The 25,574-nt window shown below is 72.7% G+C and carries 25 protein-coding genes and 1 tRNA gene; 22 read left to right on the forward strand and 4 right to left on the reverse strand.

Annotated features, from left to right (window positions below):
• Positions 1-62: 62 nt before the first annotated feature.
• On the reverse strand, positions 63-1,067 hold the full coding sequence (locus GGE06_RS00675; protein ID WP_184929802.1) for an SEC-C domain-containing protein: 1,005 nt from the start codon (positions 1,065-1,067) through the stop codon (positions 63-65).
• A 63-nt stretch (positions 1,068-1,130) separates the two neighbouring features.
• On the opposite strand from GGE06_RS00675, the gene GGE06_RS00680 reads away from it, so the two are divergent.
• From GGE06_RS00680 to GGE06_RS00690, 3 genes are all read left to right on the forward strand, one after another.
• Positions 1,131-1,943 (forward strand): class E sortase, encoded by an 813-nt coding sequence (locus tag GGE06_RS00680; protein ID WP_184929803.1) that lies wholly within the window; start codon positions 1,131-1,133, stop codon positions 1,941-1,943.
• A 163-nt stretch (positions 1,944-2,106) separates the two neighbouring features.
• Positions 2,107-2,532, forward strand: coding sequence for a hypothetical protein (locus GGE06_RS00685; protein WP_116160795.1), 426 nt, complete (start codon positions 2,107-2,109; stop codon positions 2,530-2,532).
• A gap of 244 nt (positions 2,533-2,776) precedes the next feature.
• A complete protein-coding gene (locus tag GGE06_RS00690) occupies positions 2,777-3,502 on the forward strand; it encodes a hypothetical protein (protein WP_184929804.1) in 726 nt (241 codons plus the stop codon).
• Positions 3,503-3,605: 103 nt separating this feature from the next.
• Here the strand turns inward: GGE06_RS00690 and GGE06_RS00695 are convergent, their stop codons facing one another.
• A complete protein-coding gene (locus GGE06_RS00695; RefSeq protein WP_184929805.1) occupies positions 3,606-4,970 on the reverse strand; it encodes an MFS transporter in 1,365 nt (454 codons plus the stop codon).
• Between the two features lie 92 nt (positions 4,971-5,062).
• On the opposite strand from GGE06_RS00695, the gene GGE06_RS00700 reads away from it, so the two are divergent.
• The 5 genes from GGE06_RS00700 to GGE06_RS00720 all read left to right on the forward strand — a co-directional run bounded on the left by GGE06_RS00700 (position 5,063) and on the right by GGE06_RS00720 (position 9,502).
• Positions 5,063-5,593, forward strand: coding sequence for a winged helix-turn-helix transcriptional regulator (locus GGE06_RS00700; protein ID WP_116160798.1), 531 nt, complete (start codon positions 5,063-5,065; stop codon positions 5,591-5,593).
• Positions 5,594-5,683: 90 nt separating this feature from the next.
• Complete coding sequence (locus GGE06_RS00705; protein ID WP_116160799.1) at positions 5,684-5,980, forward strand: DUF6412 domain-containing protein; 297 nt, start codon at positions 5,684-5,686, stop codon at positions 5,978-5,980.
• A 60-nt stretch (positions 5,981-6,040) separates the two neighbouring features.
• On the forward strand, positions 6,041-6,799 hold the full coding sequence (locus GGE06_RS00710) for a YidC/Oxa1 family membrane protein insertase (protein ID WP_116160800.1): 759 nt from the start codon (positions 6,041-6,043) through the stop codon (positions 6,797-6,799).
• 137 nt (positions 6,800-6,936) lie between these two features.
• On the forward strand, positions 6,937-7,794 hold the full coding sequence (locus GGE06_RS00715; protein ID WP_116160801.1) for a fumarylacetoacetate hydrolase family protein: 858 nt from the start codon (positions 6,937-6,939) through the stop codon (positions 7,792-7,794).
• A gap of 94 nt (positions 7,795-7,888) precedes the next feature.
• Positions 7,889-9,502: a choice-of-anchor A family protein gene (locus GGE06_RS00720; protein ID WP_184929806.1), complete on the forward strand. Its 1,614-nt coding sequence runs from the start codon at positions 7,889-7,891 to the stop codon at positions 9,500-9,502.
• Here GGE06_RS00720 and GGE06_RS00725 read toward each other — a convergent pair.
• Positions 9,474-10,625, reverse strand: a complete 1,152-nt coding sequence (locus tag GGE06_RS00725) for a Gfo/Idh/MocA family oxidoreductase (protein ID WP_116160803.1) — start codon at positions 10,623-10,625, stop codon at positions 9,474-9,476. The two genes, GGE06_RS00720 and GGE06_RS00725, sit on opposite strands and share 29 nt — an antisense overlap.
• A 71-nt stretch (positions 10,626-10,696) precedes the next feature.
• On the opposite strand from GGE06_RS00725, the gene GGE06_RS00730 reads away from it, so the two are divergent.
• The 13 genes from GGE06_RS00730 (at position 10,697) to GGE06_RS00790 (ending at position 23,365) form a co-directional block, all read left to right on the forward strand.
• The gene (locus GGE06_RS00730) at positions 10,697-11,770 is read left to right on the forward strand and encodes an ROK family transcriptional regulator (protein ID WP_312882987.1); all 1,074 of its coding nucleotides are present in this window, start codon (positions 10,697-10,699) and stop codon (positions 11,768-11,770) included.
• Between the two features lie 157 nt (positions 11,771-11,927).
• On the forward strand, positions 11,928-12,842 hold the full coding sequence (locus GGE06_RS00735) for a hypothetical protein (protein WP_184929807.1): 915 nt from the start codon (positions 11,928-11,930) through the stop codon (positions 12,840-12,842).
• 110 nt (positions 12,843-12,952) lie between these two features.
• Positions 12,953-13,711 (forward strand): GntR family transcriptional regulator, encoded by a 759-nt coding sequence (locus tag GGE06_RS00740; RefSeq protein ID WP_116160806.1) that lies wholly within the window; start codon positions 12,953-12,955, stop codon positions 13,709-13,711.
• A 125-nt stretch (positions 13,712-13,836) separates the two neighbouring features.
• Positions 13,837-14,958 (forward strand): TIGR03364 family FAD-dependent oxidoreductase, encoded by a 1,122-nt coding sequence (locus GGE06_RS00745; protein ID WP_116160807.1) that lies wholly within the window; start codon positions 13,837-13,839, stop codon positions 14,956-14,958.
• A gap of 5 nt (positions 14,959-14,963) precedes the next feature.
• Positions 14,964-15,656: a phosphonatase-like hydrolase gene (locus GGE06_RS00750; protein WP_116165518.1), complete on the forward strand. Its 693-nt coding sequence runs from the start codon at positions 14,964-14,966 to the stop codon at positions 15,654-15,656.
• On the forward strand, positions 15,653-16,705 hold the full coding sequence (locus tag GGE06_RS00755; protein WP_116160808.1) for an ABC transporter ATP-binding protein: 1,053 nt from the start codon (positions 15,653-15,655) through the stop codon (positions 16,703-16,705). The genes GGE06_RS00750 and GGE06_RS00755 overlap by 4 nt, the downstream gene beginning before the upstream one ends.
• A 91-nt stretch (positions 16,706-16,796) precedes the next feature.
• Positions 16,797-17,597 carry a 2-aminoethylphosphonate ABC transporter permease subunit gene (locus tag GGE06_RS00760; RefSeq protein WP_184929808.1) on the forward strand — a complete coding sequence of 267 codons (801 nt, stop codon included), beginning with the start codon at positions 16,797-16,799 and terminating at the stop codon, positions 17,595-17,597.
• Positions 17,584-18,381, forward strand: a complete 798-nt coding sequence (locus GGE06_RS00765) for an ABC transporter permease (RefSeq protein WP_184929809.1) — start codon at positions 17,584-17,586, stop codon at positions 18,379-18,381. Before GGE06_RS00760 ends, GGE06_RS00765 begins: the two co-directional genes overlap by 14 nt.
• A gap of 23 nt (positions 18,382-18,404) precedes the next feature.
• Positions 18,405-19,463 (forward strand): 2-aminoethylphosphonate ABC transporter substrate-binding protein, encoded by a 1,059-nt coding sequence (locus GGE06_RS00770; RefSeq protein ID WP_116160811.1) that lies wholly within the window; start codon positions 18,405-18,407, stop codon positions 19,461-19,463.
• Positions 19,464-19,607: 144 nt separating this feature from the next.
• Entirely contained in the window at positions 19,608-21,158 is a 1,551-nt protein-coding gene (locus GGE06_RS00775; protein ID WP_184929810.1) for an alkaline phosphatase family protein, read from the forward strand.
• Positions 21,159-21,244: 86 nt separating this feature from the next.
• Positions 21,245-22,024 (forward strand): HAD-IIA family hydrolase, encoded by a 780-nt coding sequence (locus GGE06_RS00780; RefSeq protein WP_116160812.1) that lies wholly within the window; start codon positions 21,245-21,247, stop codon positions 22,022-22,024.
• Positions 22,025-22,097: 73 nt separating this feature from the next.
• Complete coding sequence (locus GGE06_RS00785) at positions 22,098-22,694, forward strand: hypothetical protein (protein ID WP_116160813.1); 597 nt, start codon at positions 22,098-22,100, stop codon at positions 22,692-22,694.
• A gap of 2 nt (positions 22,695-22,696) precedes the next feature.
• Positions 22,697-23,365, forward strand: coding sequence for a class F sortase (locus GGE06_RS00790; RefSeq protein ID WP_116160814.1), 669 nt, complete (start codon positions 22,697-22,699; stop codon positions 23,363-23,365).
• An 88-nt stretch (positions 23,366-23,453) separates the two neighbouring features.
• Here GGE06_RS00790 and GGE06_RS00795 read toward each other — a convergent pair.
• A tRNA-Lys gene (locus tag GGE06_RS00795) sits at positions 23,454-23,527 on the reverse strand.
• Between the two features lie 184 nt (positions 23,528-23,711).
• On the opposite strand from GGE06_RS00795, the gene GGE06_RS00800 reads away from it, so the two are divergent.
• Positions 23,712-25,133 (forward strand): peptidoglycan-binding protein, encoded by a 1,422-nt coding sequence (locus GGE06_RS00800; RefSeq protein WP_116160815.1) that lies wholly within the window; start codon positions 23,712-23,714, stop codon positions 25,131-25,133.
• Positions 25,134-25,574: the final 441 nt, after the last annotated feature.

Raw genomic sequence — 25,574 nt, forward strand, 5'->3', positions numbered from 1 at the left:
AGACGGCGGGGGAGGAAGGAACGGCTTCGGACACACCTGCATTCTGCCGGCGGTCCGGTGTGTCACTCCGCCCCGTGGCACTCCCCATACGTCCGTCCCGACCCGCACCAGCACTCCGCCCCCCTGGCCGGTGGCCAGGCCGTCGCTCGGCCGCGGGCCGCCAGGGTCGTCGCGTACTGGGGGAGGAGGTCCGCGTTCGCGGGGGAGGTGGATTCTGAGGCGGCGAAGGCTTCGTAGGAGGGGACCGTGGCTCGGACGATGCCGAGGTTCGGGGTGCCGGCCGCGGCGAGTTCGCGGAGGGACGCCTCGATGTCCGTCAGGTGGGCTCGGTACGTGGGGTACTCCGCCTCCAGTTCCGGGTACGCCGCCAGGAGCTCGTCCAGTTCCCGTTCCGGCCAGTGCAGGACCGCGACCGGGAACGGGCGGGAGAGGGCCGTGCGGTACGTGCCCAGTTCCGAGCGGAGGCGGGTGATCTCCGCCTGGAGCTCCGTCGGGTCCGAGGAGCCGAGCGACCACAGGCGCTTCGGGTCGTGCAGTTCGTCCAGCCCGACCGTGCCCGTGTGCAGGCGGTCGGCCCAGTCGTCCCAGTTGTCGTGATCCCGCGCCAGCATCCGGCGGATTCGGTGGCGCGTGGTGATCAGCGACCGGGTGGGGTGGGGGAGGTCCTCCGGCGGGAGCGTGGCCAGGAGGAGTGTCGCCGCTTCTGTGAGGGTGGACTCGGCCTCCTCCAGTTCGTCGTGCGCCTCCAGCGTTTCCGCTGTGATCTCCCAGGCCGTCGCGTCCGTCGGCTTCGTCCGCCTGATGCCGTCGATGATCGCCCGGGCCTCCGCCTCGTGCCCGTACTCCCACAGGTTCGCCGCCTTCAGCGCCCTGATCAGGTGCGGGTCCGCCGGCTCCCCGGCCAGCAGCTCGTCGTACAGGGCCGTCGCGCCCGGGCGGTCTCCCGCCAGTTCCCGGTGGGCCGCGGCCTGGAGGTAGAGGGGCTCCCGGTCTCCCGGGTACTGCGCTGCCGTGCGCAGCAGACGCTCGGCTTCGGTCGTGTGGGCAGCAGGCGTGTCAGGGCGCATGCCCTTCACCGTACTGCTGTACGGGCCTGGAGAGTTGGCGCCTCAGCGCTTATCGTGCCCCGCGTGCGGGCCAGGGTGCGGGAGCGGGTGCCGGTCGTCGTCCAGGGACGAGGACGATCTGGTACGGGCGTCCGCGCGTTGTGGCTGGGCGCCGAGGCCTTCGTCACCTGCGGAGTTCTCCTCCTGCTTCTCGTCGTCCACCAACTCTGGTGGACCAATCGGGAGGCCCGCGCCGAGGCCCGCGACCAGGTGCGTGTTCTTGAGCGGGAGTGGGACATCTCTCCCCCCGGGGATCCTGCCGGGGATCCTGGGGAGTCCGCGGATCCCGGGGCGCTCGGTGACGCCGATTCGTTCGGTGAGCCGGAGTCCCCCTCCTCGCCCGGGTCTGCCGTCGAGGGCGGCTCCCGGTCCCGCCCCACCCCCGCCCCCTCCTCCGCCTTCGCCGTCCTCCGTATCCCCCGGCTCGGGCTCACCGTCCCCGTCGCCGAAGGCGTCTCCAAGCGGTCCGTGCTCGACAAGGGGTACGTCGGGCACTACCCCGGTACCGGCGGGGCCGGAGCGGTGGGGAACTTCGCTCTCGCCGGGCATCGGAACACTCACGGCGAGCCTTTTCGGTACATCAACCGGCTTGAGGCCGGTGATCAGATTTCCGTGCGTACGCGCGCGCGTACCTATGTCTATCGCGTTGATCTCGTCCTCTCCTCCACCTCTCCCCGTGATGTGGGGGTCATTCGGGCCGTTCCCCGGTCTCTCGTCAAGCCGTCCTACGGGTATGAGGCCCCCGGCGCCTATCTCACCCTCACCACCTGCACCCCCGAGTTCAGCAGCACCTACCGGCTCGTCGTCTGGGCCAAGCTCGTCCCGACACGGGGCTAGGGAGCGCCCGTTCCACCTGTCCCGGGCGTCCCGGGTGTCCCGGGCGGGTGCCGGGACGGCGGAATCCCGGATTCCTCCGGCAAGGATTCGACCCGGCCCGGCAGGGTCCTGATCACTGCCGGGCGGACGTGGATCCCTTCGTCGAATCACAAGGAGTGACGACATGCGTCGTATCCGTACGATCACGCTGACCTCGGGCGCCCTCGCTCTGGCCGGTCTCGCCGCCACCTCCGTCGCGCTCGCGCCGGCCGCCTCGGCCTCGGCCCAGGGCTGCGTCGTCACCAGCATCACCACCGGCGGGTTCGCACAGCAGGGCACGATCGCCACCAAGGCGTCCAGCGGCTGCCTCGACCTCAATCTGACCTACTCGTACAACACCAACAGCCGCACGTACGACTACTACGGCGGCCGCTACAAGAAGGCCGACGGGACCTGGGTCACCGGTTCCAAGGGGTACGTCCAGGCGTGGGACGGCTACCACAGCATCAACGACTCGACGATGACGCTGGTCACCGACCTCTCCGCCGGTACGCAGTTCAGCGTGGCCAGCTACATGGACGGCGGCGACAACGTGCAGATCACCCACTGATCCGTCGGTTGTCGGATGGTCGGATGTGCCGTGGGGCTGCTTGCGGGGCGGCCCCACTCTCCCTGGAGCGAGCGTGAAGGTGTGGGGTGTTGTGGTGCTGAAGGTGCGGGTCGTCGCCGCGGTCCTCGGTGCTGTCGTCATGTCGACCGTTCTCACGGCCTGCGGGGCTTCCGCACCCGGTCCCTCCGCACCTGCCCGTTCCCTGCCGTCGGGTGATGCGCGGCCGCCCGGTGTCCGGGAGGGGGTGCCGCGGGACATCACGGCCATGGTCCTGCCCGCGACCGGTGCCGACACCCGGCTGACCCGGGGGCTCGACGGCTTCGCGCAGACGCTCGGTCATGCGCGGCTCCGCGAGTGTGTCCAGCGGCAGGGGGTGAGCTTCCCGGACGTTCCCCCGCCGGCGTACATCGGCTGGTCCGACCTCCCCGACCTGGAATTCATCGGGCGCCACGGTCTCACCCTGAACGTCCCGGTGCCGCAGGCGGACTCACCGGTTCCGGCCGGCCGGAAGGACCCGGAGGCGCAGCGGCGCTGCGAGCAGGACGCCCGCGTCGTCGCCAAGGAGTTCAAGGACCTCTACGGCCCGCTCCAGTCGCAGTGGTGGCCCGAGGTCTCCGCTGTCCGTGACGACCCGCGGTCCCGCGAGGCCCTGCGGGGGCTCCCCGGCTGTCTCGACCGGTACGGCATCCACGTCGACGGCCAGGAGGGCTTCTTCGCCCTGGTCGACCGCACGGTCCAGGGCATCGAGGACTCGGCCGGGGCCGCCCGCGCCGACCGGGGGCTCGGGGCGGCGTACTCCGTGTGCATGGCTCCCGTGGAGGCTGTTCGGGAGCCGCTGCTCATCCGTCGCCGAACGGCCTTCCAGGCATCTCACCGCGACGAGATCGCCGCTCTGCGGCGGACGCTGCCCTCCCGCATCCGTGAGTTCGAGCGGCGCTACGGGGTCACGTTCGCCCAGCCCGTTCCGTGACCGATTCCGTGAGCGTTTCCGTGACCGATTCCGTGGGCGTTTCCAGGAGCCGATCCACCGGCCCGCTCCAAGCGGGTTCCACGCGCACGCGTAGCTCCGGATCTCATCCGCGCCCTCTCCCCAGCGCGAGCGTCAGCGCCGCGCCCGTGAGCGCCAGGCCCGCCGTGACCAGCAGTGCCGTGTCCGGGCCCGTCGTCACCAGGGCCAGGGTCAGGGCCACCCCGGCCGAGGAGCCGATGTAGCGGGCGGTGTTGTTGGCGCCCGAGCCCATCGCCGCCTGCTCGGGCGGTACCGAGTCGACCGCGAGGCGGGGCAGCGCCGCGTTCAGGAGGCCGCTGCCCGTGCCCGCCACCAGGAGGCCGGGGAGGAGGCGCTGCCAGGGGCCTTCCAGGCCGCCCAGGAGGGCGAGGATCCCCGCCGCGGAGAGGGTGAAGCCGACGGCCAGTTGGTGTGCCGCGGACAGTCGGCCCGCCAGGCGGCGGGCCTGCAGCGCTGCCACGAACGCCGTGCCCGACCAGAGGAGGAACAGCCACGCCGAGGCCAGCGGTGACATCCCCGCCCCGCTCTGGAGCAGCGCCGGCACCACGCTGAACAGGCCGATCACCGCCAGGCCCGTGAACAGCGCCCCCAGCGTCGACGCCAGGAACGCCGGCCGGCGCAGCAGCGCCAGGTCGATCATGGGCTTACGGCTCCGGTGCTCGACCGTCGCGAACAGCGCCGTCAGGGCGGCGGAGGCCAGCAGCAGGAGTCCCACCGGGGGGCGCAGCCAGCCGTCCCGGCCGAGGGTGAGTGCGGTGAGCAGTGCCGCCAGGGCCAGGCCGAGGGTCAGGGCTCCGGCGATGTCGGGGCGGCCCTTTCCCGTCGGCGCCCCGTCCCGCGCCAGCGTCCTCGTCCCCGTCGCCGCGATCACCAGCGCCGCCGCGCCCAGCGTCCCGTACGCCAGCCGCCAGTCGACCAGGCTCAGCGCGCCCGCCAGGAGCGGGCCGAGGGCGATGCCCGCGCTGACGGACGCGCCCCAGATCCCGGTGGCCCTGATCCGGTCCCGGCCCGCCGGGTACGCGTGTGCGAGGAGGCCCAGGCTGCCCGCCAGGACGGCCGCGCTCGCCGCTCCCTGCGCGATCCGGGCCAGGGTGAAGGTGAGGGTGGAGTCGGCGAAGGCGCCGAGCGCCGTCGTCAGGCCCAGGGCGAGGGTGCCCAGGAGGAAGATCCGGCGCCTTCCGTGCGCGTCCGCGAGGCTGCCCGCCACCAGGAGGAGGACGGCCAGGCCGAGCGGGGTGCCGTTGAGCAGCCAGGCCTGCGCCGAGGCCGGGGTCCCGAAGGCGGCGGCCATGTCGGGGAGGGTCAGCATCGGGGCCGTGTAGTTCATCAGCGCGATCGCCGTGGCGGCCGCCGTGACGGCGAGGGTGGCCCGTGGGCGGGTCGTGAGGGTGTCCGGCGTGGTGTGGGTCGTGGTGGCTAGCGGGGGCATGGCAGGGACCTCCACCCCATAGGTTCGGTGAATGAACCTTACGGTAGCAGCTAGGTTCGTTGACCGAACCTGTGGTGGGTACGATGGGTCCCATGGCTCTCGGCAAGGACTACTCCCAGCAGCAGTGCTCCATCGCCCGCGCCCTGGAGGTCGTCGGCGAACGCTGGACCCTGCTCGTCGTCCGCGACGTCTTCTACGGCGTCCGGCGCTACAACGACTTCCTCGTGCACCTCGGCATCCCCCGCGCCGTCCTCGCCGCCCGCCTCCAGGCCCTCGTCGACGCCGGCGTCCTCGACAAGCGGCGCTACCAGGAGTCGCCCCCGCGCGACGAGTACGTGCTCACCGAGCGCGGCCTCGCCCTCTGGCCCGTCCTGCGCTCGCTGGGGCGGTGGGGGCGAGAGGAGCTGCCCGGTGCCGTGCCCGTGCGCCACTTCCACCACGTCGACTGCGGCACGGAGCTCGGACCGTACGGCGAGTGCCCGGCCTGCCGGGTCCCCGTGCCCCCCGCCGACATCGAGATGCGGCCCGGCGCCGGCGTCGACCCGGACCCCGCCGATCCCGTCAGCCGCGCCCTCCTCCGGCCCCGCCGCCTCCTCGTCCCCCTGGAGTACGCGAACTCGTGAGGGAGCGAGGTGCTGGAGCGGGAACTTTCCCTTCTTCCCGTGCGTCTTGCCCCTGAGACAGTCGAACGGTCGAGAGGAGGTGGTGTCGGGATGTCCGCCAGGGATCTGGTTCTGCGCGTCGTCGCGCCGCTGTTCTTCCTGCTCGCCCTCGCCGACCTGCTCCTCTCCGACGGCGGTGGTCTCTCCGCCGCCTTCGCCCTCGCCGCGACCGGCATCGTCCTCGCCCTCTTCGGCGCCCGCACGGCCCCCGCCGTGCCGCCCCACGCCGTCCGCACCGCCATACGCGACCGCGAGCGGCGCACCGCCTTCCTGCCCCAGCGCGACCCCGACGCCGCAGGCCGTCGCAGACCCCGCGCTCCCGGCCGTCCCCTCCCGACGGCCGCGTAGAGAGCTCGTACAGCACGTGCAGCAGTAAGCCCCTTCGCGGATCCGTCATGCCGAATTTCCATGCCCCGGCACGACGAGACCCCACGGAGGGCTCCCTTGAACGTCTTCGCATCCCTGGTCGAGCGGCTCGCCGACCTGCTTCAGCCGATCTTCGCCACCACCGCCACGGCCGCCGCGATCGTCCTCTTCACCCTGCTCGTACGGGCCGCGATCCACCCGCTCTCCCGCGCCGCCGCCCGCGGCCAGAAGGCCCGCACCCGGCTCGCCCCGCAGCTCGCCGAGCTGAGGAAGAAGCACGCCAAGAACCCCGAGCGGATGCAGAAGGCGATCATGGAGCTGCACGCCGAGGAGAAGGTGTCGCCGCTCGCCGGCTGCCTGCCGAGCCTGCTCCAGGCGCCCGCGTTCTTCCTGATGTTCCATCTGTTCTCCAGCGGGCGGATGGCCGGGCACAGTCTCTTCGCCGCCCCGCTCGGTGATCACTACGCCGACGCCCTCGCCGACGGCGGCGTCTTCGGTCCGGCCGGTCTCGTCTACCTCGCGCTCTTCGCGATCGTCGCCGCCGTCGCCACGTACAACTACATGCGGGCCAAGCGGCAGCAGGCCCTCGCTCCGGCCGTCGAGCCCGGCCAGCCGGGTGCCGCCGTGGCCGCGGGCATGGCCCGGTACCTGCCGCTGCTCTCCTTCGCGACCCTGATCTCCGTCGCGGTCGTGCCGCTCGCCGCCGCGCTCTACATCGTCACGAGCACCGCGTGGACCGCCGTCGAGCGGGCCTTCCTCTACCGGGACATGCCGCAGGCCGCCCTGGTTACTCCCGCGTAAGGGTCCAGTCCGTGAACGGGGTCTTGCAGGCTGACCCGTTCTCTTGGAGGATCGACCAATCCTCCGATGGCCGCACTCCATCGGCCGGGGCACCCTCAGGGCCCGTCCGGGCCCACCTCGACCACAGGGAGAAGACCATGAAGCTGCTGCGTGTCGGCCCGCCGGGAGCGGAGCGTCCCGCCCTGCTCGACCAGGACGGAACCCTCCGCGATCTGTCCGCCCTCGTCGACGACATCGACGGCAGTCTGCTCGCCGACGCCTCCGCCCTCGACCGCGTCCGGGGCGCCGCAGCCGCCGGCGTGCTGCCCGCGCTCGACGCGACCGGGCTGCGCGTCGGCCCGCCGGTCGGCCGCATCGGCAAGGTCGTGTGCATCGGGCTGAACTACCACGGCCACGCCGCCGAGACCGGCCAGGCCACCCCCGCCGAGCCCGTCGTCTTCCTCAAAGCCGCCGACACCGTCGTCGGGCCGGACGACACCGTGCTCGTACCGCGCGGCTCCGTGAAGACCGACTGGGAGGTCGAGCTCGCGATCGTCATCGGCCGCACCGCCCGCTACCTGGAGACCGACGAGGAGGCCCTCGCCCACGTCGCCGGATACGCGGTGGCGCACGACGTCTCCGAGCGCGAGTTCCAGATCGAGCGCGGCGGCACCTGGGACAAGGGCAAGAACTGCGAGACCTTCAACCCGCTCGGCCCCTGGCTCGTCACCGCCGACGAGGTCCCGGACCCGCAGGACCTCGGCCTGAAACTGTGGGTCAACGGCGAGCTCAAGCAGGACGGCCACACCTCGGACCAGATCTTCCCCGTCGCGGAGGTCGTCCGGTACGTCAGCCGGTTCATGACCCTGTACCCGGGCGACGTCATCAACACCGGCACGCCCGCCGGCGTAGCCATGGGCCAGCCCGAGCCCAAGCCGTACCTGCGCCCCGGTGACGTCGTCGAGCTGGAGGTCGAGGGCCTCGGCCGACAGCGGCAGGAGCTCAAGGGCGCCTGAAGTCGCGCGATGTGCGTGACCGTACGGGTGTGAAAGCGGCGGCGCTCCGCGTGGAGCGTCGCCGTTTTCGCACCTGTTTTGCATATTTTCCGACATGGATCGCACTGTGTACGAGCGTCGGCGTGACCGGCGCCGTCTCGCCCTCATCGCCGCCTCCACCGTCGGAGCCACCGCCCTCGTCGGCGTGCTCGCCGTCACCGGCCACGCCGACCCGCTGCCCGGCGGCCTCGGCCCCTGCAAGCCGGGCAACTGTCCCCCGAAGTACCCCGACGACAACGGCAACGGCCCCGTCGTGCACCGCGACGACAACATCAACGTCTTCGTCGGCGGCGACTTCCTCGTCCGCGAGGCCGCGGCCGAGGCCGAGGGCAAGGTCGTCGTCCTCGGTGCCTTCGACCAGAAGAAGAAGGCGGGCGTCTCCGCCGTCTACAACGTGGGCGTCGCCGGCGTCGGCTCGCGCGTCCCGCCCGACGACGGCACCGACTTCCTCACCGTCGGCACGAGCGTCAAGGTCGCCGACCAGCAGCGCCTGCTCGCCGAGGAGGGCACGGTCCACGGCCTCGTGAAGTACGGGACCACCGTCTCCGGCACGGTGAGCCCGACCCCGGTCCACCAAGCCACGGCCGCCCACCCGTACCGGCCGCTCCGGGACCAGCTCACCGACGCCAGCCAGTGCTACGCGTACGTGAACGGCGCCTCCCGCACCCCCACCGGCACCGCCGTCAACAGGGACTACGAGACCCTCTTCACGGGCGACGGCACCTCTGCGCTCCAGGTCTTCAACGCCGACTTCGACCTGGAGTCGGCCAACGGCGGCCAGCAGGGCATCCGCTTCGACAAGATCCCCGCCTCCGCGACGGTCCTCGTCAACGTCCTCGGCGTCGACCGCACCGTCGACTCGTACATCAACCAGCTGCCGGACGGTCTGCGCGAGCGGGTCCTGTGGAACTTCCCCGACGCCACGACGGTCACGTTCGAGGGCGGGGCCCAGTTCGCGGGCAGCGTGCTCATCGGCAACCAGGACAGTACGACGACGGTGACGATGCCCGGCATGAACGGCCGCTTCTTCACCACCGGCAACCTGACGCACACCTCGGAGGCCAACGGGGGCGGCGGCCAGGAGATCCACGCCTATCCGTTCAACGGTGACCTGCCGTCGTGTACGGACGCGACGCCCACGCCCACGCCGACTCCCACGGCTACGGAACCGACGCCGACGCCGACGCCGACCGATCCGACCCCGACCCCGACCTCGACGCCGACCGATCCGACCCCGACCCCGACCGATCCGACCCCGACTCCTACGGAGCCGACGCCTACCCCGACCGATCCCACTCCTACGCCGACGGAGCCGACTCCCACGCCGACCGAGCCGACCCCGACCCCGACCCCGACCGAGCCCACTCCCACCCCGACCTACCCCACCCCGACCCCCACGCCCACGCCCACCGACCACACCACCGGTGGCTGGTCGAGCGGCGGGGCGGACGGTGGCGGATGGACCAGTGGCGGATCGGCCGACGGTGGTGGTGACCCCGGTGGTCACGGTGACTCCGGCGGCAACCACGGGCCCGACGGCCCCCACGGTGAGCTGCCCGGCACCGGCGCCGGCACCGGGGAGATCGTCATGGGTGCCACCGCGGTCGGTCTCGCCCTCGGCGGCGGCGCCCTGGTGATCGTCAGTCGTCGGCGGAGGCGTACGAGCTAGGGAGCTTCACCAGGATTCCCTCTCGGGCCGAGCGTCGCGCCGCCTCCAGGACGTCGAGGGCTGCGGCCGCCTCGTGCGCGGTGACCGGGTTCTCGCCGGTGCCGCGCACGGCGGCGGCGACGGCCGCGTAGTACGCCGGGTAGTCGCCCGGCAGCGACTCCACGGGCGTGCCGCCGCCGCTCGGCGGTGACTCCCCGGAGCCGAGCCGGCCCCACAGCTCCTCGGGCTCGGTGCCCCAGACGGTGCCGGGTTCCGGCCGCAGTCCCTCGCGGAGGGCGGCCTCCTGGGGGTCGAGTCCGTACTTCACGAAGCCCGCGCGCTGCCCGAGCACCCGGAAGCGGGGGCCGAGCTGGGCGGTGGTGGCGCTCACGTACAGGTGGGAGCGGACGCCGTTCGTGTGGGTGAGCGCGAGGAACGTGTCGTCGTCGGCCTCGGCGCCCGGCCGGCGCACGTCCGACTCGGCGTACACCGAGACGACCGGGCCGAAGAGCACGAGGGCCTGGTCGACGACGTGGCTGCCCAGGTCGTAGAGCAGTCCGCCGATCTCCTCGGGCGCGCCGGACTCCCGCCACCCGCCCTTCAACGCCGGGCGCCACCGCTCGAAGCGGGACTCGAAGCGCTGGACCTCGCCGAGCGCCTTCTCGTCGAGGAGTCGGCGGAGGGTGAGGAAGTCGGCGTCCCAGCGGCGGTTCTGGAAGACCGAGAGCAGCAGGCCGCGCTCCTCGGCGAGGGCGGCGAGCGCGCGGGCCTCGGCGGCGGTCCCTGCGAGCGGCTTGTCGACGACGACCGGCAGGCCGGCCTCCAGGGCGGCGGTGGCGACGGCGACGTGCGTCTTGTTGGGGGAGGCGACGACGATCAGGTCGAGGTCGTCGGCGTCCTGCTCCCACAGTTCCTCGGGGCGGGCGACGACCCGGACGCCGGGGTGGGCGGCACGCGCCTCGGCGGCCCGCTCGGGGTTGCCGGTGGTGACGGCGGCGAGGGCGAGGTCCTCGGAGGCGGCGATCAGCGGGGCGTGGAAGACGGAGCCCGCGAGGCCGTAGCCGACGAGTCCGACGCGGAGCGGGGTGCGGGGGGCGGCGCCACCCGTGCCGGAGCCGGTGTCCGTCATGCCGGTGCCGGTCATGCCAATGCCAGTCATGGATTCCACTTAAGCAACGCTGTTGCCAAAGTGCAAGCGACAGCGACAATGGGGGAGTGAAGAGGGAAGCCGTGGGAGTGAACGTGCCGGCACTGCGCAGCCACAACGCCGCGCTCGTGCTCGACCTGCTGCGCACGGCGGGCGAGACCGGGATCAGCCGTCTGGAGCTGGCCGAGCGGACCGGGCTCACCCCGCAGGCCGTCAGCAAGATCACCGCGCGGCTCCGGGCCGAGGGCCTCGCCACGGAGGCCGGCCACCGCGCCTCGACCGGCGGCAAGCCCCGTACGGTCCTGCGCATGGTGCCCTCCGCCGCGTACGCCGTCGGCGTCCACCTCGACCGCGACGAGCTGACGGCCCTCCTGACCGACCTCGCGGGAGCGGTCGTGGCACTGCGCCGCCGCCCCGTGGACCTGGGCGCGGGGGCGGGACCGGTCCTGGACGCGGTGACGGAGGAGGTACGGGCGCTGCTCGCCGATCCTCCCGGGTCCGTCCTCGGTGTCGGCCTCGCCATGCCCGGCCCCCTGGACCACCGCGCCGGGGTGCCCGGCCGGGTGACCGGCTTCCCCGAATGGGCCGGTCATCCCGTACGGGACGAGCTGGCGGCGCGCCTCGGGCTGCCCGTCGTCCTCGACAAGGACACCAACGCCGCCGCCCTCGGCCTCGCCCTGCGCCCCACCGCCCCCGGCTCCTTCGCCTACGTCCACCTCGGTACGGGTCTCGGTGCCGGCCTCGTCCTCGGCGGCGCGCCGCTGCGCGGGGACAGGACCGGGGCGGGCGAGCTGGGCCACCAGACCGTCCAGCTCGACGGGCCGCCGTGCGGCTGCGGCGGGCGAGGCTGCCTGGAGGTCCTGTGCCTGGCGGCCGTCGCGCGCGGCGAACTCCCCGAGGCCGCGCGGATCCTGGGCACGGGCGCGGCCAACCTCGTCCGGCTCCTCGACATCGACCAGGTCCTCCTGGGCGGCCGGGTGGTGCTCGCCGCGCCGTCCGTGTTCGCGGAGGGGGTGCGGGGGGTGCTGGCCGGCCTCGGCCTGTCGGCCCCGGTGGGCCTCGCGACCGGGCGGGACGCCGTGGCGGAGGGCGCGGCGTGGCTGACCCTTGCGCCGGTGTTCGGGAAGCAGGCGGAACTCTGATCATGGAGGTCCGATCTTCCGATCATCGGAAAGTGCGCCGATCGGGTTGAAGTCATGGGCCCGCCGGGGGCGCCCCCGGTGTCGCTGCCCCGCCCGCCCGCTCCCGCATGGCAGCGTCGCCGCCGTCCCCATGCCCGCGAGCAGTGAAGGCACGCCCATGGCACCCGCCCCCCTGCGTCTGCACGCCGTCCGCGCCGTGACCGTGGCCGCCGCCGCTGCGGCCCCCTTCGTGATCGCGGCGCCGGCCCCCGCCGCCCCCGCCCCCGACCCGCCCGCCCCCGCCTGCGGCACCCCCGACGGCGGCGGCTTCCCGCTGGACACCCGGATCCACGGCGGGCCGGCCGGCTTTCCGGCGGGCGGTCCCTTCCAGGAGTTGAAGCTCGACCTCACCAACACCACCGACGCCCCCTGCTCGGGCGTCCACCCGGTGCTCGTCCTCACCGACCGCGACCGGGCCCTGCGCCCGGAGCAGATCCGGTTCGAGTTCTACGACGCCGGGTCGGCGCGCTGGCACCCGGTGGCCTTCGAACCGACCGAGGACGCCGAGAACGTGGGCGTGTTCACCGGCCCGGACGGCCCCGGCGGCTTCGGTGGCTTCTCGGTGCCGGCGGGCCGGACCCTCACCGTCCCCGTACGCCTGACGTTCGAGGTGGAGACGGCGCCCGACGAGGTCGTCGTCAACGCGGCGGTCGTGCAGCGCCGGGGCGAGGACGGGGACTGGGTCGGCGAGTCCGGCGACTACCTCCTCACCGTGGGCCCCGCCGCACCCGCCGCACCCGCCGCGCCCGTCACCCCCACCGCACCCGACACGCCCCGCCCGCCCGGCCCGTCGGCGCCGCCCGGCAAGGAGCCCCGCCCGCCGGCCCCCACCGCGCCCGCGACCGTCAGACCGGACGTCGCCGAGGCCGCCGAGGCCGCCGAGGGCGCAGAGGACGCCGAAGAGGCGCGTGAACTGGCCAGCACCGGACGGGAGTCCGAGGCGCACGCGCGTGCCCTCGCCCCGGTCGCCGCCGGCCTGCTCCTGCTCGGCGCGGCCCTCGTCTGGGTGGCCCGCCGCCCCCGGCACCGCTGAGCAGCCGTTCCCGTCCCCGCCCCCGCCGGGCCGCCGTCCCGGGAAGTGCGGCACCTCCGAGTCATGCTCCGTACACCTTCCCGTTCATCCCGGTCTGCGACCATCCCCGGATGAACTACCAGACCAGCCCCGGCGCCCCCGTCCGCTCCGGCATCCCCGAGCACGGCCGCGTCCCCAAGTACTACGCCGTCAAGGCGAAGATCGCCCTGATGGTCGACGAGTTGGGGGAGGGCGGGCTGCTGCCGACCGAGCGCGATCTCGCCGTCCGGTACGAGGTGTCCCGCGAGACCGTCCGGCAGGCGCTGCGCGAACTCCTCCTGGAGGGGCGGCTGCGCCGCCAGGGCCGGGGGACGGTCGTCGCCGGACCCAAGCTGGAGCAGCCCCTCTCGCTCGCCAGCTACACGGAGGGCGTGCGCCGCCAGGGCCGCCGTCCCGGCCGCAGCCTGATCTCGCTCGACCGTTTCCCCTGCCCGGAGGCGCTCGCCCCCGAGGTCGGCGCCGAACGCGGCGAGCCCGTCTGGCACATGGAGCGGGTGCTGCTCGCCGACGACGAGCGGGTCGGCCTGGAGAGCACGTACGTCTCCGAGGCCCGCGCCCCGCGTCTGGACACCGAGTTCGACCCGGACTCCTCCTTCTACGCCTATCTCCACGACCGGCTCGGCATCTCGTTCGGCGACGCCGACGAGCGCATCGAGACCGTCCTCGCGACCCCACGCGAGGCCCTGCTCATCGGCACGCCGCCCGCCCTGCCGATGCTGCTGATCCACCGCGTCTCCCGGGACACGGCGGGGCGGCCCCTGGAGCGGGTGCGGACGCTGTACCGGGGGGACCGGTTCAGCTTCACCGCCCACCTGGGGCAGCAGAACTGACACCGGGACTCATTCATGGCGAATAACGGAATGGTAACGGGTCTGGTCCAAGCTTGTCGGTCCGTTCACCGTCCCGTCGTCCACCGGATCCGTCCGGTCCACCCGCCCCCGCGACCGTCGACGTCATGAAGGTGATCGTCGTAGGAGCCGGCGTGGTGGGAACCATGCACGCCTGGCACGCAGTGGAACGCGGCCACGAGGTCGTACACATCGAGCGCGAGGCCGAGGCGCGCGGAGCTTCCCTCCGCAATTTCGGCCAGATCTGGGTGAGCGGACGGGCCGGCGGGGAGGAGCTCGACACGGCCCTCCGCGCCCGCGAGCTGTGGGAGGGCATCGGCGCCCGCGTCCCGGGCCTCGGCTTCCGGGCCATCGGCTCCCTCACCCCCGTACGGAACGAGCTCGAACTCGCCGTCGCCGAGGCCGCCGTGGCCCGCCCCGACGCCGCCGCCCGCGGCTACAAGCTGCTCACGGCCGACGAGGCGCGCGCCGTCAACCCGGCCCTGCGCGGGGCGTTCGAAGCGGCGCTCTGGTGCGAGCGGGACGCGGCCGTCGAGCCGCGCCTCGCCCAGCTCGCCCTCCGCGAGGCCCTCCTCGCCACCGGCCGCTACACGTTCCTCCCGAACCGCGAGGTCCGGGACGTCGTCGGAGAGAACGCCGTCCGCGACGACCGGGGTGAGGTCCACACCGGCGACGCCGTCGTCCTGTGCACCGGCGCCTGGCTCTCCGGCCTCGTCCGCGAGGTCGCCGGCGAGATACCGGTCCGCCGCGTCCGGCTCCAGATGATGCAGACCGCGCCCCTCGGCGAGCCGCTCACCACCTCCGTCGCCGACGCGGACTCCTTCCGCTACTACCCGGCGTACGCGTCCCCCGCCCTCGACGCCCTCAACGAGGGGCAGGCGCAGGACCCGACCGCCGCCGCCCACAAGATGCAGCTGCTCATGGTGCAGCGCCTCGACGGCGGACTGACCATCGGCGACACCCACGAGTACGAGCACCCCTTCGCCTTCGACACCCTCGAAGACCCCTACGAGCACCTCACCCGCGTCGTCGAGTCCCTCCTCGGCCGCCCGCTGCCGAAGATCCGGCGCCGCTGGGCCGGGGTGTACGCGCAGTGCGTCGACACCAGCCGGGTCGTGCACCGCCAGCGGGTCCGCGACGGCGTGTGGCTGGTGACCGGACCCGGCGGCCGCGGCATGACCTGCTCGCCCGCCATCGCCGAGAAGACCGCGAACGAACTGGGCTGGTGAACCACATGACCACGGACCCGATGACCGACATGAACCTCGTCGTCCTCGACATGGCCGGCACCACCGTCGCCGACGGCGGCCTCGTCGAGCAGGCCTTCACGGCCGCCGCCGAACGCCTCGGCGAAGACCCCGCCACGATGATCGACTACGTCCGCGCCACCATGGGCGAGTCCAAGATCTCCGTCTTCCGCCACCTCTTCGGCGGCGACGAGACCCGCGCCGAGGAGGCCAACCTCGCCTTCGAGGCGGCGTACGGAGAGCTGGTCGCCGGCGGCCGGATCGCCCCGGTCCCCGGCGCGGCCGAGGCCATCGCCGAGCTGAAGGAGCAGGGCCGGACGGTCGTCCTCACCACCGGCTTCGCCCGCGTCACCCAGGACGCCATCCTCGACGCCCTCGGCTGGCGGGACCTCGTCGAGCTGACCCTCTGCCCGGCGGACGCGGGCGGCCGCGGCCGCCCCTACCCGGACATGGTCCTCGCCGCCCTCCTCCGCACCGGCGCCGTCGACGACGTCCGCCGGATCGCCGTCGCCGGCGACACCTCGTACGACATGCTCAGCGGCGTCCGCTCCGGTGCCGGGATCGTCGCGGGCGTCCTGACCGGCGCGCACGACGAGGCCGCCCTCAAGGAGCACGGCGCCACGCACGTCCTCGCCTCGGTCGCGGAACTCCCCTCCCTGATCAGGGCGTACGAGGCATGACCAGCGGCATCCGCTTCGACGGCGTCACCGTCACGTACGGCAGCAACACCGTCCTCGACCACCTCGACCTGACCGTCGAGCCCGGCGAGGTCATGGCCCTCCTCGGCCCCTCCGGCTCCGGCAAGACGACCGCGCTGCGGGCCGTCGCCGGATTCGTCCGGCCGGCCTCCGGGCGGGTGCTCATCGGCGACCGCGACGTCACCGCACTCCCGCCGTACAAGCGGGGCATCGGGATGGTCGTCCAGCAGTACGCGCTCTTCCCCCACCTGAAGGTCGAGGCCAACGTGGCCTTCGGCCTGAAGGCCCAGAAGGTGCCGAAGGGCGAGATCCCCGGGCGGGTCGCCGAAGCCCTGGAGATGACCGGCATGGCGGCGTACGCCCAGCGCTACCCCCGGGAGCTCTCCGGCGGACAGCAGCAGCGCGTCGCCATCGCCCGCGCCCTCGCCATCCGCCCGAACGTGCTCCTCCTCGACGAGCCGCTCTCCGCGCTCGACGCCCAGCTGCGCTCCGGGATGCTGGCCGAACTGGCCCGGCTCCACCGCGAACTCCCCGACGTGTCGATCCTGTACGTCACCCACGACCAGGTCGAGGCACTGACCCTCGCCGACCGGATCGCCGTCATGGACAAGGCCCGGCTCCAGGACTGCGGCACCCCGCAGGATCTGTACCGCCGCCCCCGTACGGAGTTCACGGCGTCGTTCGTCGGCAACGCGAACCTGCTGCCGGTGACGGTGGGGGAGAAGGGGGCCACCTTCGAGGGCGTCACCCTCGACGTCCCCATCGCCGAGGCCGCGTCCGGCACCACCGCCACCCTCTGCGTCCGGCCGCACCTCGTCGGGCTCGGCCCCGGGCCCAACGCCCTCAGCGGCCGCATCACCGAGGTCCAGTGGCGCGGGTCCACGCACCGGCTGTACGTGGAAGTGGGCGGGCACCGCGTCAAGGCCGATGTGCGGGAGCTGCGGGAGACGCCTCCGCTGGGGGGCGAGGTGACGCTGCACTTCGCGCGAGAGGACGCGGTGCTGCTGGCCGCGGGGGTGACCGATGGCTAGTCCCGCGGAAGCGGTCATGACAGGTGACCGAGGTGCCCACCCTTATCCTCCCCCCAGGACTTCGTCCTGGGGGGACCCCCAGGCGAAACGCATGCCCACAACGGTCTGGCTCTGGGCCCTTCCCCCCGTCGCCGTCCTCGCGCTCGTCTTCCTCTACCCCCTCGCCCTCGTCGTCCAGGAGTCCCTCGCCCCCGGTGCGTACGCCGAGGTCTTCGCCTCCGCCTCCTTCCGGGAGGCGCTCGTCACCACCGTGTGGCTGGCCGTCGCCGCCACCGTCGGGTGTCTGGTGCTCGGCTTCGTCCTCGCGCTCGTGATCGCGTTCGTGCCCTTCCCCGGCGGGAAGGCGGTGTCGAAGTTCATCGACGTCTTCCTCTCCTTCCCGTCCTTCCTGATCACGCTCGCCCTGCTGTTCCTGTACGGCACGGTCGGCATGGCCAACGGGATCTGGACCGACGTCACCGGCGACCCGGCCGGGCCCTTCCGGTTCCTCACCACCCCGTGGGGCGTCCTCCTCGCCGAGATCACGTACTTCACGCCGTTCGTGATGCGCCCGCTCCTGGCCGCGTTCTCGCAGATGGAGACCGCGCAGCTGGAGGTGGCGTCCTCGCTCGGCGCCCGGCCGCTGCGGATCGTCCGGCAGGTGATCCTCCCCGAGGCGCTGCCCGCGCTCGCCGCCGGCGGCAGCCTCGTCCTCGTCATGTGCCTCAACGAGTTCGGGATCGTCCTCTTCACCGGCGCCAAGGGCGTCACGACCCTCCCGATGCTCGTCTACAGCAAGGCGATCCTCGAATCCGACTACGCCTCCGCCTGCGTCGTCGCCATCGTCAACGTCGCCCTCTCGGTCGGCCTGTACGTCCTCTACCGGGGGGTGAGCCGCCGTGCTGGTGCATAGCCGTACGGGAAAGTGGACGGCCTGGGTGCTGTTCACGGTCCTCTTCGTGCCCCTCTTCGCCCTGCCCCTCCTCGTCATCCTCGCCGCCTCGTTCTCCACGCACTGGTCCGGCGCCTTCCCCTCCGGACCCACCACCGCCCACTACGCGGCGGCCGTGCGCGGGGAGTCCCTCCAGGCGCTCACCACCAGCCTGGTCACGGCCGTCACCGCGAGCGTCGTCGCGCTGACCGTCGGCACCTGGGCCGCGCTCGCCGCGGCGGCCCTGGGGAAGAAGGGCAAGAGGGTCCTCGACGCCCTGTTCATGCTGCCGGTCGCCGTGCCGTCCGTGGTCGTCGGCCTCGCCGTCCTGGTCGCGTTCTCGCAGCCGCCGATGCTCCTCAACGGCACCCGCTGGATCGTGATCCTCGCGCACACCGTCCTCGTCACGGCCTTCGCCCACCAGTCGGTCTCGGCCGCGCTGCGGCGCCTGGACCCGATGTACGAGCAGGCGGCGGCCAGTCTCGGCGCCCGCCCCTCGTACGTACTGCTCCGGGTGAAGCTGCCGCTCCTGCTGCCGTCCCTGACCGCGGCCGCCGGGCTCTGCTTCGCCCTGTCCATGGGCGAGCTGAGCGCCACGATGATGCTCTACCCGCCGGACTGGATGCCGCTGCCGGTGCTCATCTTCACCGCCACGGACCGCGGCTCCCTGTTCACCGGCTCGGCGCTCGCCGTGGTCCTCATGGCCGCGACGCTCCTCGCGCTGCTCGCCGTCTCCCGTATCCGTACCAGAGCGTCCTACCGCTAAGTCACTCAGGAGAGAACAACGTTATGCGTACGTACGCCAAGCCGGTCGCCGCCGTCACCGGCGCCCTCGTCCTCGCCGCCACCCTCACGGCCTGCGGAGGCTCCTCCGACGCCGCCGCCGAGAAGGTCGTCACCGTCTACAGCGCCGACGGCCTCAAGGGCGAGGCGGGCGACGGCTGGTACGACAAGGTCTTCGCCGACTTCGAGAAGCAGACCGGCATCAAGGTGAAGTACGTCGAGGGCGGCTCCGGCGAGATGGTGCAGCGCGCCCTCCGCGAGAAGAGCAACACCCAGGCCGACGTCCTCGTCACCCTGCCGCCCTTCATCCAGCAGGCCGGCTCCAAGGGCCTGCTCAAGGCGTACGAGCCGAAGGGCGCCGACCAGGTCGACGGCGCCGACAAGTCCGGTGACGGCACCTGGACCTCCGTCGTGAACAACTACTTCGGCTTCGTCCACGACAAGAAGGAGCTCCCCGCCGCCCCGAAGACCTGGGAGGAGCTGCTCGACGCGAAGTACAAGGACAAGCTGCAGTACTCCACCCCCGGCGTCGCGGGCGACGGCACCGCCGTCCTCATCAAGGCGATGCACGACTTCGGCGGCAAGGAGCCGGCGATGGAGTACCTGAAGAAGCTCCAGGCCAACAACGTCGGCCCGTCCTCCTCCACCTCCAAGCTCGCCCCCAAGGTCGACAAGGGCGAACTCCTCGTCGCCAACGGCGACGTCCAGATGAACTTCGCCCAGGCCAAGTCCATGCCGAACCTCGGCATCTGGTTCCCCGCGAAGGACGGCGGCAAGCCCACCACCTTCGCCCTGCCGTACGCCGCCGGCCTGGTGAACAAGGCCCCGCACACCGAGAACGGCAAGAAGCTCCTCGACTTCATGCTCAGCGAGGGCGCCCAGCGCGAGGTCAGCGCCATCGGCGGCGGCTTCCCGGCCCGCAAGGACGTCAAGACCACCGACGCCAACGCCATCGAACTGGCCAAGCTGATGGAGGGCGTCGAGGTCTTCGAGCCGGACTGGGCCGACATCGACAAGAACCTGACGGCGTACGTCGACGCGTGGAAGTCCGCGACCGGAAGCTGATCGGCCGCCGACCGGCAGCCAAGAGTTCACCGCACGACCCTGGAAGCCCTCCCCGTGTAGCGGAATGATAACGGGTACGGACCAACGCCCCCGAGAAATCGGGGGCGTTGGTGTGCCCCGCCCCCTTCCACGGAGGACTCCGACATGCCGATCAACGGCATCTCCCGCATCTCCCGCCGCACCGTGCTCGCCGCCGCCGGTGCCACCGCGGCCGTCGCCGCCGCCGGACTCGCCGCCGCCCCCGCCGCCCAGGCGGCCACCGCCGCCCCGGTGCTCCCGAACGGCACCAGCCAGGACAAGGTGCTCGTCGTCGGCATGGACGGCCTGCGGTACGACCGCATCGACGCCGCCAAGGCGCCCACCCTCAAGTCGCTGATGGCGAACGGCACCTACGGCCGCTCCCTGCTCTACGCCAACCCGATGGCCGGCACCCTCTCCGGGCCGGGCTGGTCGACCATCTCCACCGGCGTCTGGCCCGACAAGCACGGCGTGAAGGACAACACCTTCACCGGCCGCGACTACGGCCAGTACCCCGGCTTCCTCGCCCGCCTGAACCAGGTCCGCCCCGAGCTCTCGCTCTTCGCCGCCGTCGACTGGCCCGAGCTCGACACGTACGGCACCGTCACCCCCGGCGCCGACGCCAAGCTCGTCTACGACAACAACTACGCGGTCAACGACCTCACGATCACCGACCTCACCGAGGACGTCCTCCGCAACCAGAACCCCGACGTCCTCTTCGTCTATTTCGGCGAGACCGACGAGATCGGCCACAACTACGGCGCCGCCAGCCCCAAGTACACCGACGCCATCGACGTCCAGGACGGCTACCTCGGCCGCCTCCTCGCCGCGATCCAGGCCCGCCCCACGTACGCCGCCGAGCGCTGGACCGTCATCGTCGCCACCGACCACGGCCACACCGACGCGGGCGGCCACGGCGGCTCCTCCATCGAGGAGCGCCGCACCTTCGTCCTCGCCCAGGGCCCCGGCATCGCCGCCGGCGCCCGCCCCATCGACACCCGCCTCGTCGACGTCGCCGCCACCGTCTTCCACCAGCTCGGCATCGCCCCCGACCCGGCCTGGGGCCTCGACGGCAAGCCGATTCAGCTTCGCTCCACCGACCCCTTCGACACCCTCTACCCGTCCCTCTCCGGCCGCGTCGACGAGAACGGCATCCCCACCGGCGTCCTCGGCTTCACCCACACCGCGCCCAGCGGCTGGTCCGTCATCAACAACGCCATGGGCACCGGCGGCATGACCGAGTGGCGAGGCTGGTCCTTCGCCACCGACGAGTTCTGGTCCCGCACCCAGCGCGACCAGTCCCGCGAGCTCAACGTCCGCGCCCGCGGCGTCTTCGCGGTCGCCGACTCCGACGAGTGGGCCGACAAGGCCTTCTCCGGTACGTACGACTCGACCCTGGTCACCCCGGCGTACGGCGTCTCCGGCGCGGCCGCCGTGACGCTCGACTTGACGACCCTCTACCGCCAGGAGGGCACCCAGAGCGCCCAGATCCTCGCGAGCTTCAACGGCGGCACCCCCGTGCTCGTCAGGAGCTACACCGCCGACGTCCTCTCCAAGCCCCAGTCCGTCACGGTCGCCGTCCCCGCCGGCGCCTCCAGCGTGAGCTTCCGCTTCCGCTACACGGGCGCCAACAACTGGTACTGGGTGATCGACGGGGTCAAGGTCACCACTTCCTGACTAGGCTGGGGGCGTCGCCACAGCGTCGTCGCGTCGCCCCCAGCACACCGCACATTGCACGTTCGTACGGCAGGAGTCCCGCACCCATGGCAGAGCGCAAGCCGATCGAATCCTGGCTGACCGACATGGACGGCGTCCTCATCCACGAGGGCGTGCCGATCCCCGGCGCCGACGCGTTCATCAAGAAGCTGCGGGAGACCGGGAAGCCGTTCCTGGTCCTCACCAACAACTCGATCTACACGGCCCGCGACCTGCACGCCCGCCTCGCCCGCATGGGCCTGGAGGTCCCCGTCGAGAACATCTGGACCTCGGCCCTCGCGACCGCCAAGTTCCTCGACGACCAGCGCCCCGGCGGCACCGCGTACGTCATCGGCGAGGCCGGTCTCACCACCGCGCTGCACGACATCGGCTACGTCCTCACCGACCACGACCCGGACTACGTGGTGCTCGGCGAGACCCGTACGTACTCCTTCGAGGCGATGACCAAGGCCGTCCGTCTCATCAACGCCGGCGCCCGCTTCATCTGCACCAACCCCGACGAGACCGGCCCCTCCCTGGAGGGCCCGCTCCCGGCCACCGGCTCCGTCGCCGCCCTCATCACGAAGGCCACCGGCAAGGAGCCGTACTTCGCGGGCAAGCCGAACCCGCTGATGATGCGCACCGGCCTCAACGCGATCGGCGCCCACTCCGAGACCAGCGCGATGATCGGCGACCGGATGGACACCGACATCCTGGCCGGCCTGGAGGCGGGCATGCAGACCTTCCTCGTCCTGACCGGTCTGACGACGCAGGCGGAGATCGACCGCTTCCCGTTCCGCCCGTCGAAGATCGTCCAGTCGATCGCGGACATCGTCGAGCGCGTGTAGGAGCCCGCGCGGACGTCCCTGCGGATGCGAGAAGCGCCGATCCGGGTGACCCTGCCAGTATCAGGAGGTCACGATGCGTTCAGCTCCCATTGCTCTCCGTGCCGCAGGGGCGGCCCTGGTGCTGGTCCTGGCACCCGCGGCCGGCGGCGCGTACGCCCACGACGGGGTGAAGGCCACCGTCACCCCGTCCACCGCCTCGCCCGGCGCCGAGGTCGACGTCCGGGTCCAGGGCTGCAAGGGCACGACCGGCGCCGCCAAGTCCCCGGCGTTCGTCGCCGACGCGGAGCTCACCGGACGGGACGGCGGGGGCAACCCGCTCTTCGGCGACACGACGATCAGGTCCGGCCTCAAGGACGGCACGTACAAGGTCGCCGTGACCTGCGACGGACACGACCACCGGGACGTCGGCACCGTGCAGGTCCGGCACCGGCAGGAGCCCACCCACCGGCCGACGCACCACGCGACCCCGATCGCCCCCGTCCGGGCCGGCGGCGGAGGCACCGCCGCCTTCGCCGCGCCCGCGGCCCCCGGTGTCGCCCAGACGACCTCCGAGAGCGGCCTCGGCACCCCGTACACCCTGCTCGGCCTCGGCATGGCCGCGATCGCCGCCGTCTCGGTCGCCTTCCGCAGCTCCCGCCGCCGCGCCGGTACCGGCGGCGACGGCGAGTGACCGTGTCGTCCGGCACCCGCCCGGCGGGCTCCGGGCGACTCGTCACCGGCGTGGCCTGGGCGGTCCTGCTGTCCGGGCTCTGGCTCTGGGGCCGCGAGGCCACCGACGGCCCCGGCGGCAGCTCCGCGCCGACCACCGGCGACATCGCCGCGGTCGGCCGCCCCCTCGGCGTCGCGCTGCCCCCGGCCCGCGACCCCCTCCCGCCCCTCGAACCCCGGCGGGTCGACATCCCCTCCCTGGGCATCGGCGCGCCCGTCGTGGCGCGCGGCCTGGACGACACGGGCGCCATCGATCCGCCGCCCTTCGAGATGCCCCACACGGTCGGCTGGTACGGCTCCGGCACCCGGCCGGGCTCGGTCGGCGCCGCGCTCCTCGTCGGCCACGTCGACACCGAGACCCGCCCGGCCGTCTTCTACGGCCTGAGCGCGGCCCGCCCCGGCGTGAAGGTCCGCGTCACCCGGACGGACGGATCGGTCGCCGAGTTCACGGTCGACGACGTCCAGGTCTTCCCGCGCGAGGGCTTCGACGCGGCCAAGGTCTACGGCGCCCGCGACCCCCACCGCGCCGAGCTGCGCCTGATCACCTGCGGCGGCACCTTCGACCGGGCGGCCGGGGCGTACACGGCGAACGTGGTGGTGTCGGCGTACCTGACGGGGACGGCGGGTCGGTAACCGACCGGAGACGCACGGTGGTTGGGCTGCCCGCCCCGGAGAAAGACCAAGACCCCCTCACCATCGGTGAGGGGGTCTTGACTCTGCGTGCGCCGCCAGGGACTCGAACCCCGGACCCGCTGATTAAGAGTCAGCTGCTCTAACCAACTGAGCTAGCGGCGCCTGCTGACAAAGAGAACTCTACCTGACTCCCAGGGGTGCTCCTGACCAATACCGGCCACCACCGGCCTGTCGGATGGTCGTATCAGGCCTTCGATCCGTCAAAATGCGATTTGTCCAGACAGTTGAGACACTGACGCCCGAAACAAGGGTCAAAAAGATCTTGACGAGTGTGGAGGGGAATCGCATGAGCGTGCCGGTTTTCGAGGAGTTCGAACCCGCGGCCGACTGCGGCTGCCCGGGCTGCGCCCGGCAGCGGCGCGACCTCGCCCTGGGCCTGCCCGTCCGGGCGGGCGGCCACCCGGCGGCCCACGGTGCCCGCCGCGCGCTGGTCCTGGTGACGGCGGCGGGCGTGGTCCTGGGCGGGGGCGGCGCCGGAGTGGCGACGGCCCTGACCGGCCCACCGGGGGGTGCGGTGGACGCGGACCCGGCGGTCCTCCAGGAGCGGGCGACGGTCCCGTCCGCCGACGCGGCCGGCCCGGCCGGCTCCGCGGCCGCCTCCGACGACACCCCGTGGCCGGGGCCCGAGACCCCCCAGGGCGGACGCGGGCCGCTGCACGGCGCGCCGGGACCCGGCGCGGACCCGGCCCCCGACGCCGTCCCGACGGCCAGTCAGATCTCCACGGAGACACTGCGGAAGACGACCCGCGCGGAGATCGTCAACCGGGCCAAGAAGTGGGTGTCGGCCCAGGTCCCGTACTCCATGGAGAAGTACTGGTCGGACGGGTACCGCCAGGACTGCTCCGGCTACATCTCCATGGCCTGGAACCTGCGCAGCAACGAGTGGACCGGCAGCCTCGACCGCTTCGCCGTACGGATCGACCGCACCGAGCTCCAGCCCGGCGACATCCTGCTCTTCCACAACCCGGCCAACCCGACCCGCGGCTCGCACGTCACGATCTTCGGCGGCTGGACCGACTACACCCACACCTCGTACACCGCCTACGAGCAGACGAAGCCGCGCACGCGGAAGCAGGCGACGCCCATGGCGTACTGGGAGAACTCCGACCGGTACGTGGCCTACCGCTACAAGGGCGTGGTGAGCGGCGGCACCGGCAGCGGGGCGGAGCCGACGGGGGCGACGCCGTTCCCGGGGACGGGCATGTTCGGCCCGGGGGCCGACAACTCCTACGTCACGCAGCTCGGTCAGCTCCTCGTCGCGCGCGGAGGCAAGAAGTACTACAGCCAGGGCCCCGGCCCCCGGTGGGGCGAGGCGGACCGCAGGGCGACCCAGGCGTTCCAGCTCGCGCAGGGCTGGAAGGGCGCGGAGGCGGACGGACTGCCCGGGCCGCAGACGTGGCGGCTGCTCGTGACCGGCGGGGGCAAGGACATCGGCGGTTCGAGTGGTTCGGGCGCTCCGAGCGCGAATGCGACGGGGTTTCCCGGGCGTGGCTACTTCCGTCCGGGCCAATCCAACGCATATGTGGAGAAGCTGGGCAAACAACTGGTGAAGCGGGGCTTCGGCAAGCACTACCTGTCGGGACCCGGTCCGCGCTGGACGGAGGCGGACCGCCGCAACGTCGAGGCGTTCCAGCGGGCACAGGGCTGGCGCGGCGCAGCGGCCGACGGCTACCCGGGCCCGGAGACCTGGCGGCGTTTGTTCCGATGACCCCGAGAGCATGAGGTGGACCCGAATGACGGCATCGACCCCGAACCCCGCGGACTCCGGCGCGGCGGCCTCACGTGACGCGGCCCGCACGGCGAGACGCCTGACGGACGGCACGCTCCCGCGCACGACACCACCGGACCGGACGCCTGCGGTGGCGGGGGCGGTTCCGGAAGTCCCTCCGGAGCCCGCGCCCGACGGGGCGTCGGTGGCGGCGGGGGAGACCCCGGCGGGGTCCGGGGCCGAGTCCGGCTCGGGTACGGCGACGGTGCCTCCGACGGGTTCCGCGCCCGGCGCTGCGGGGCCGGCTCCGGCCGCCCCCGTGTCCCGCACGGAGCCGGCGCCGCCCGCGGGTTCCGGGACGGGCGCGCCGACGGGTCCTGCGACCGCCCCGAAGACGGCGCCTCCGACCGGGCCCGCCCCCGGCGCCGACCCGACCAGGCC

The organism is Streptomyces nymphaeiformis (assembly GCF_014203895.1).
GTDB classification, from domain to species: Bacteria; Actinomycetota; Actinomycetes; order Streptomycetales; family Streptomycetaceae; genus Streptomyces; species Streptomyces nymphaeiformis.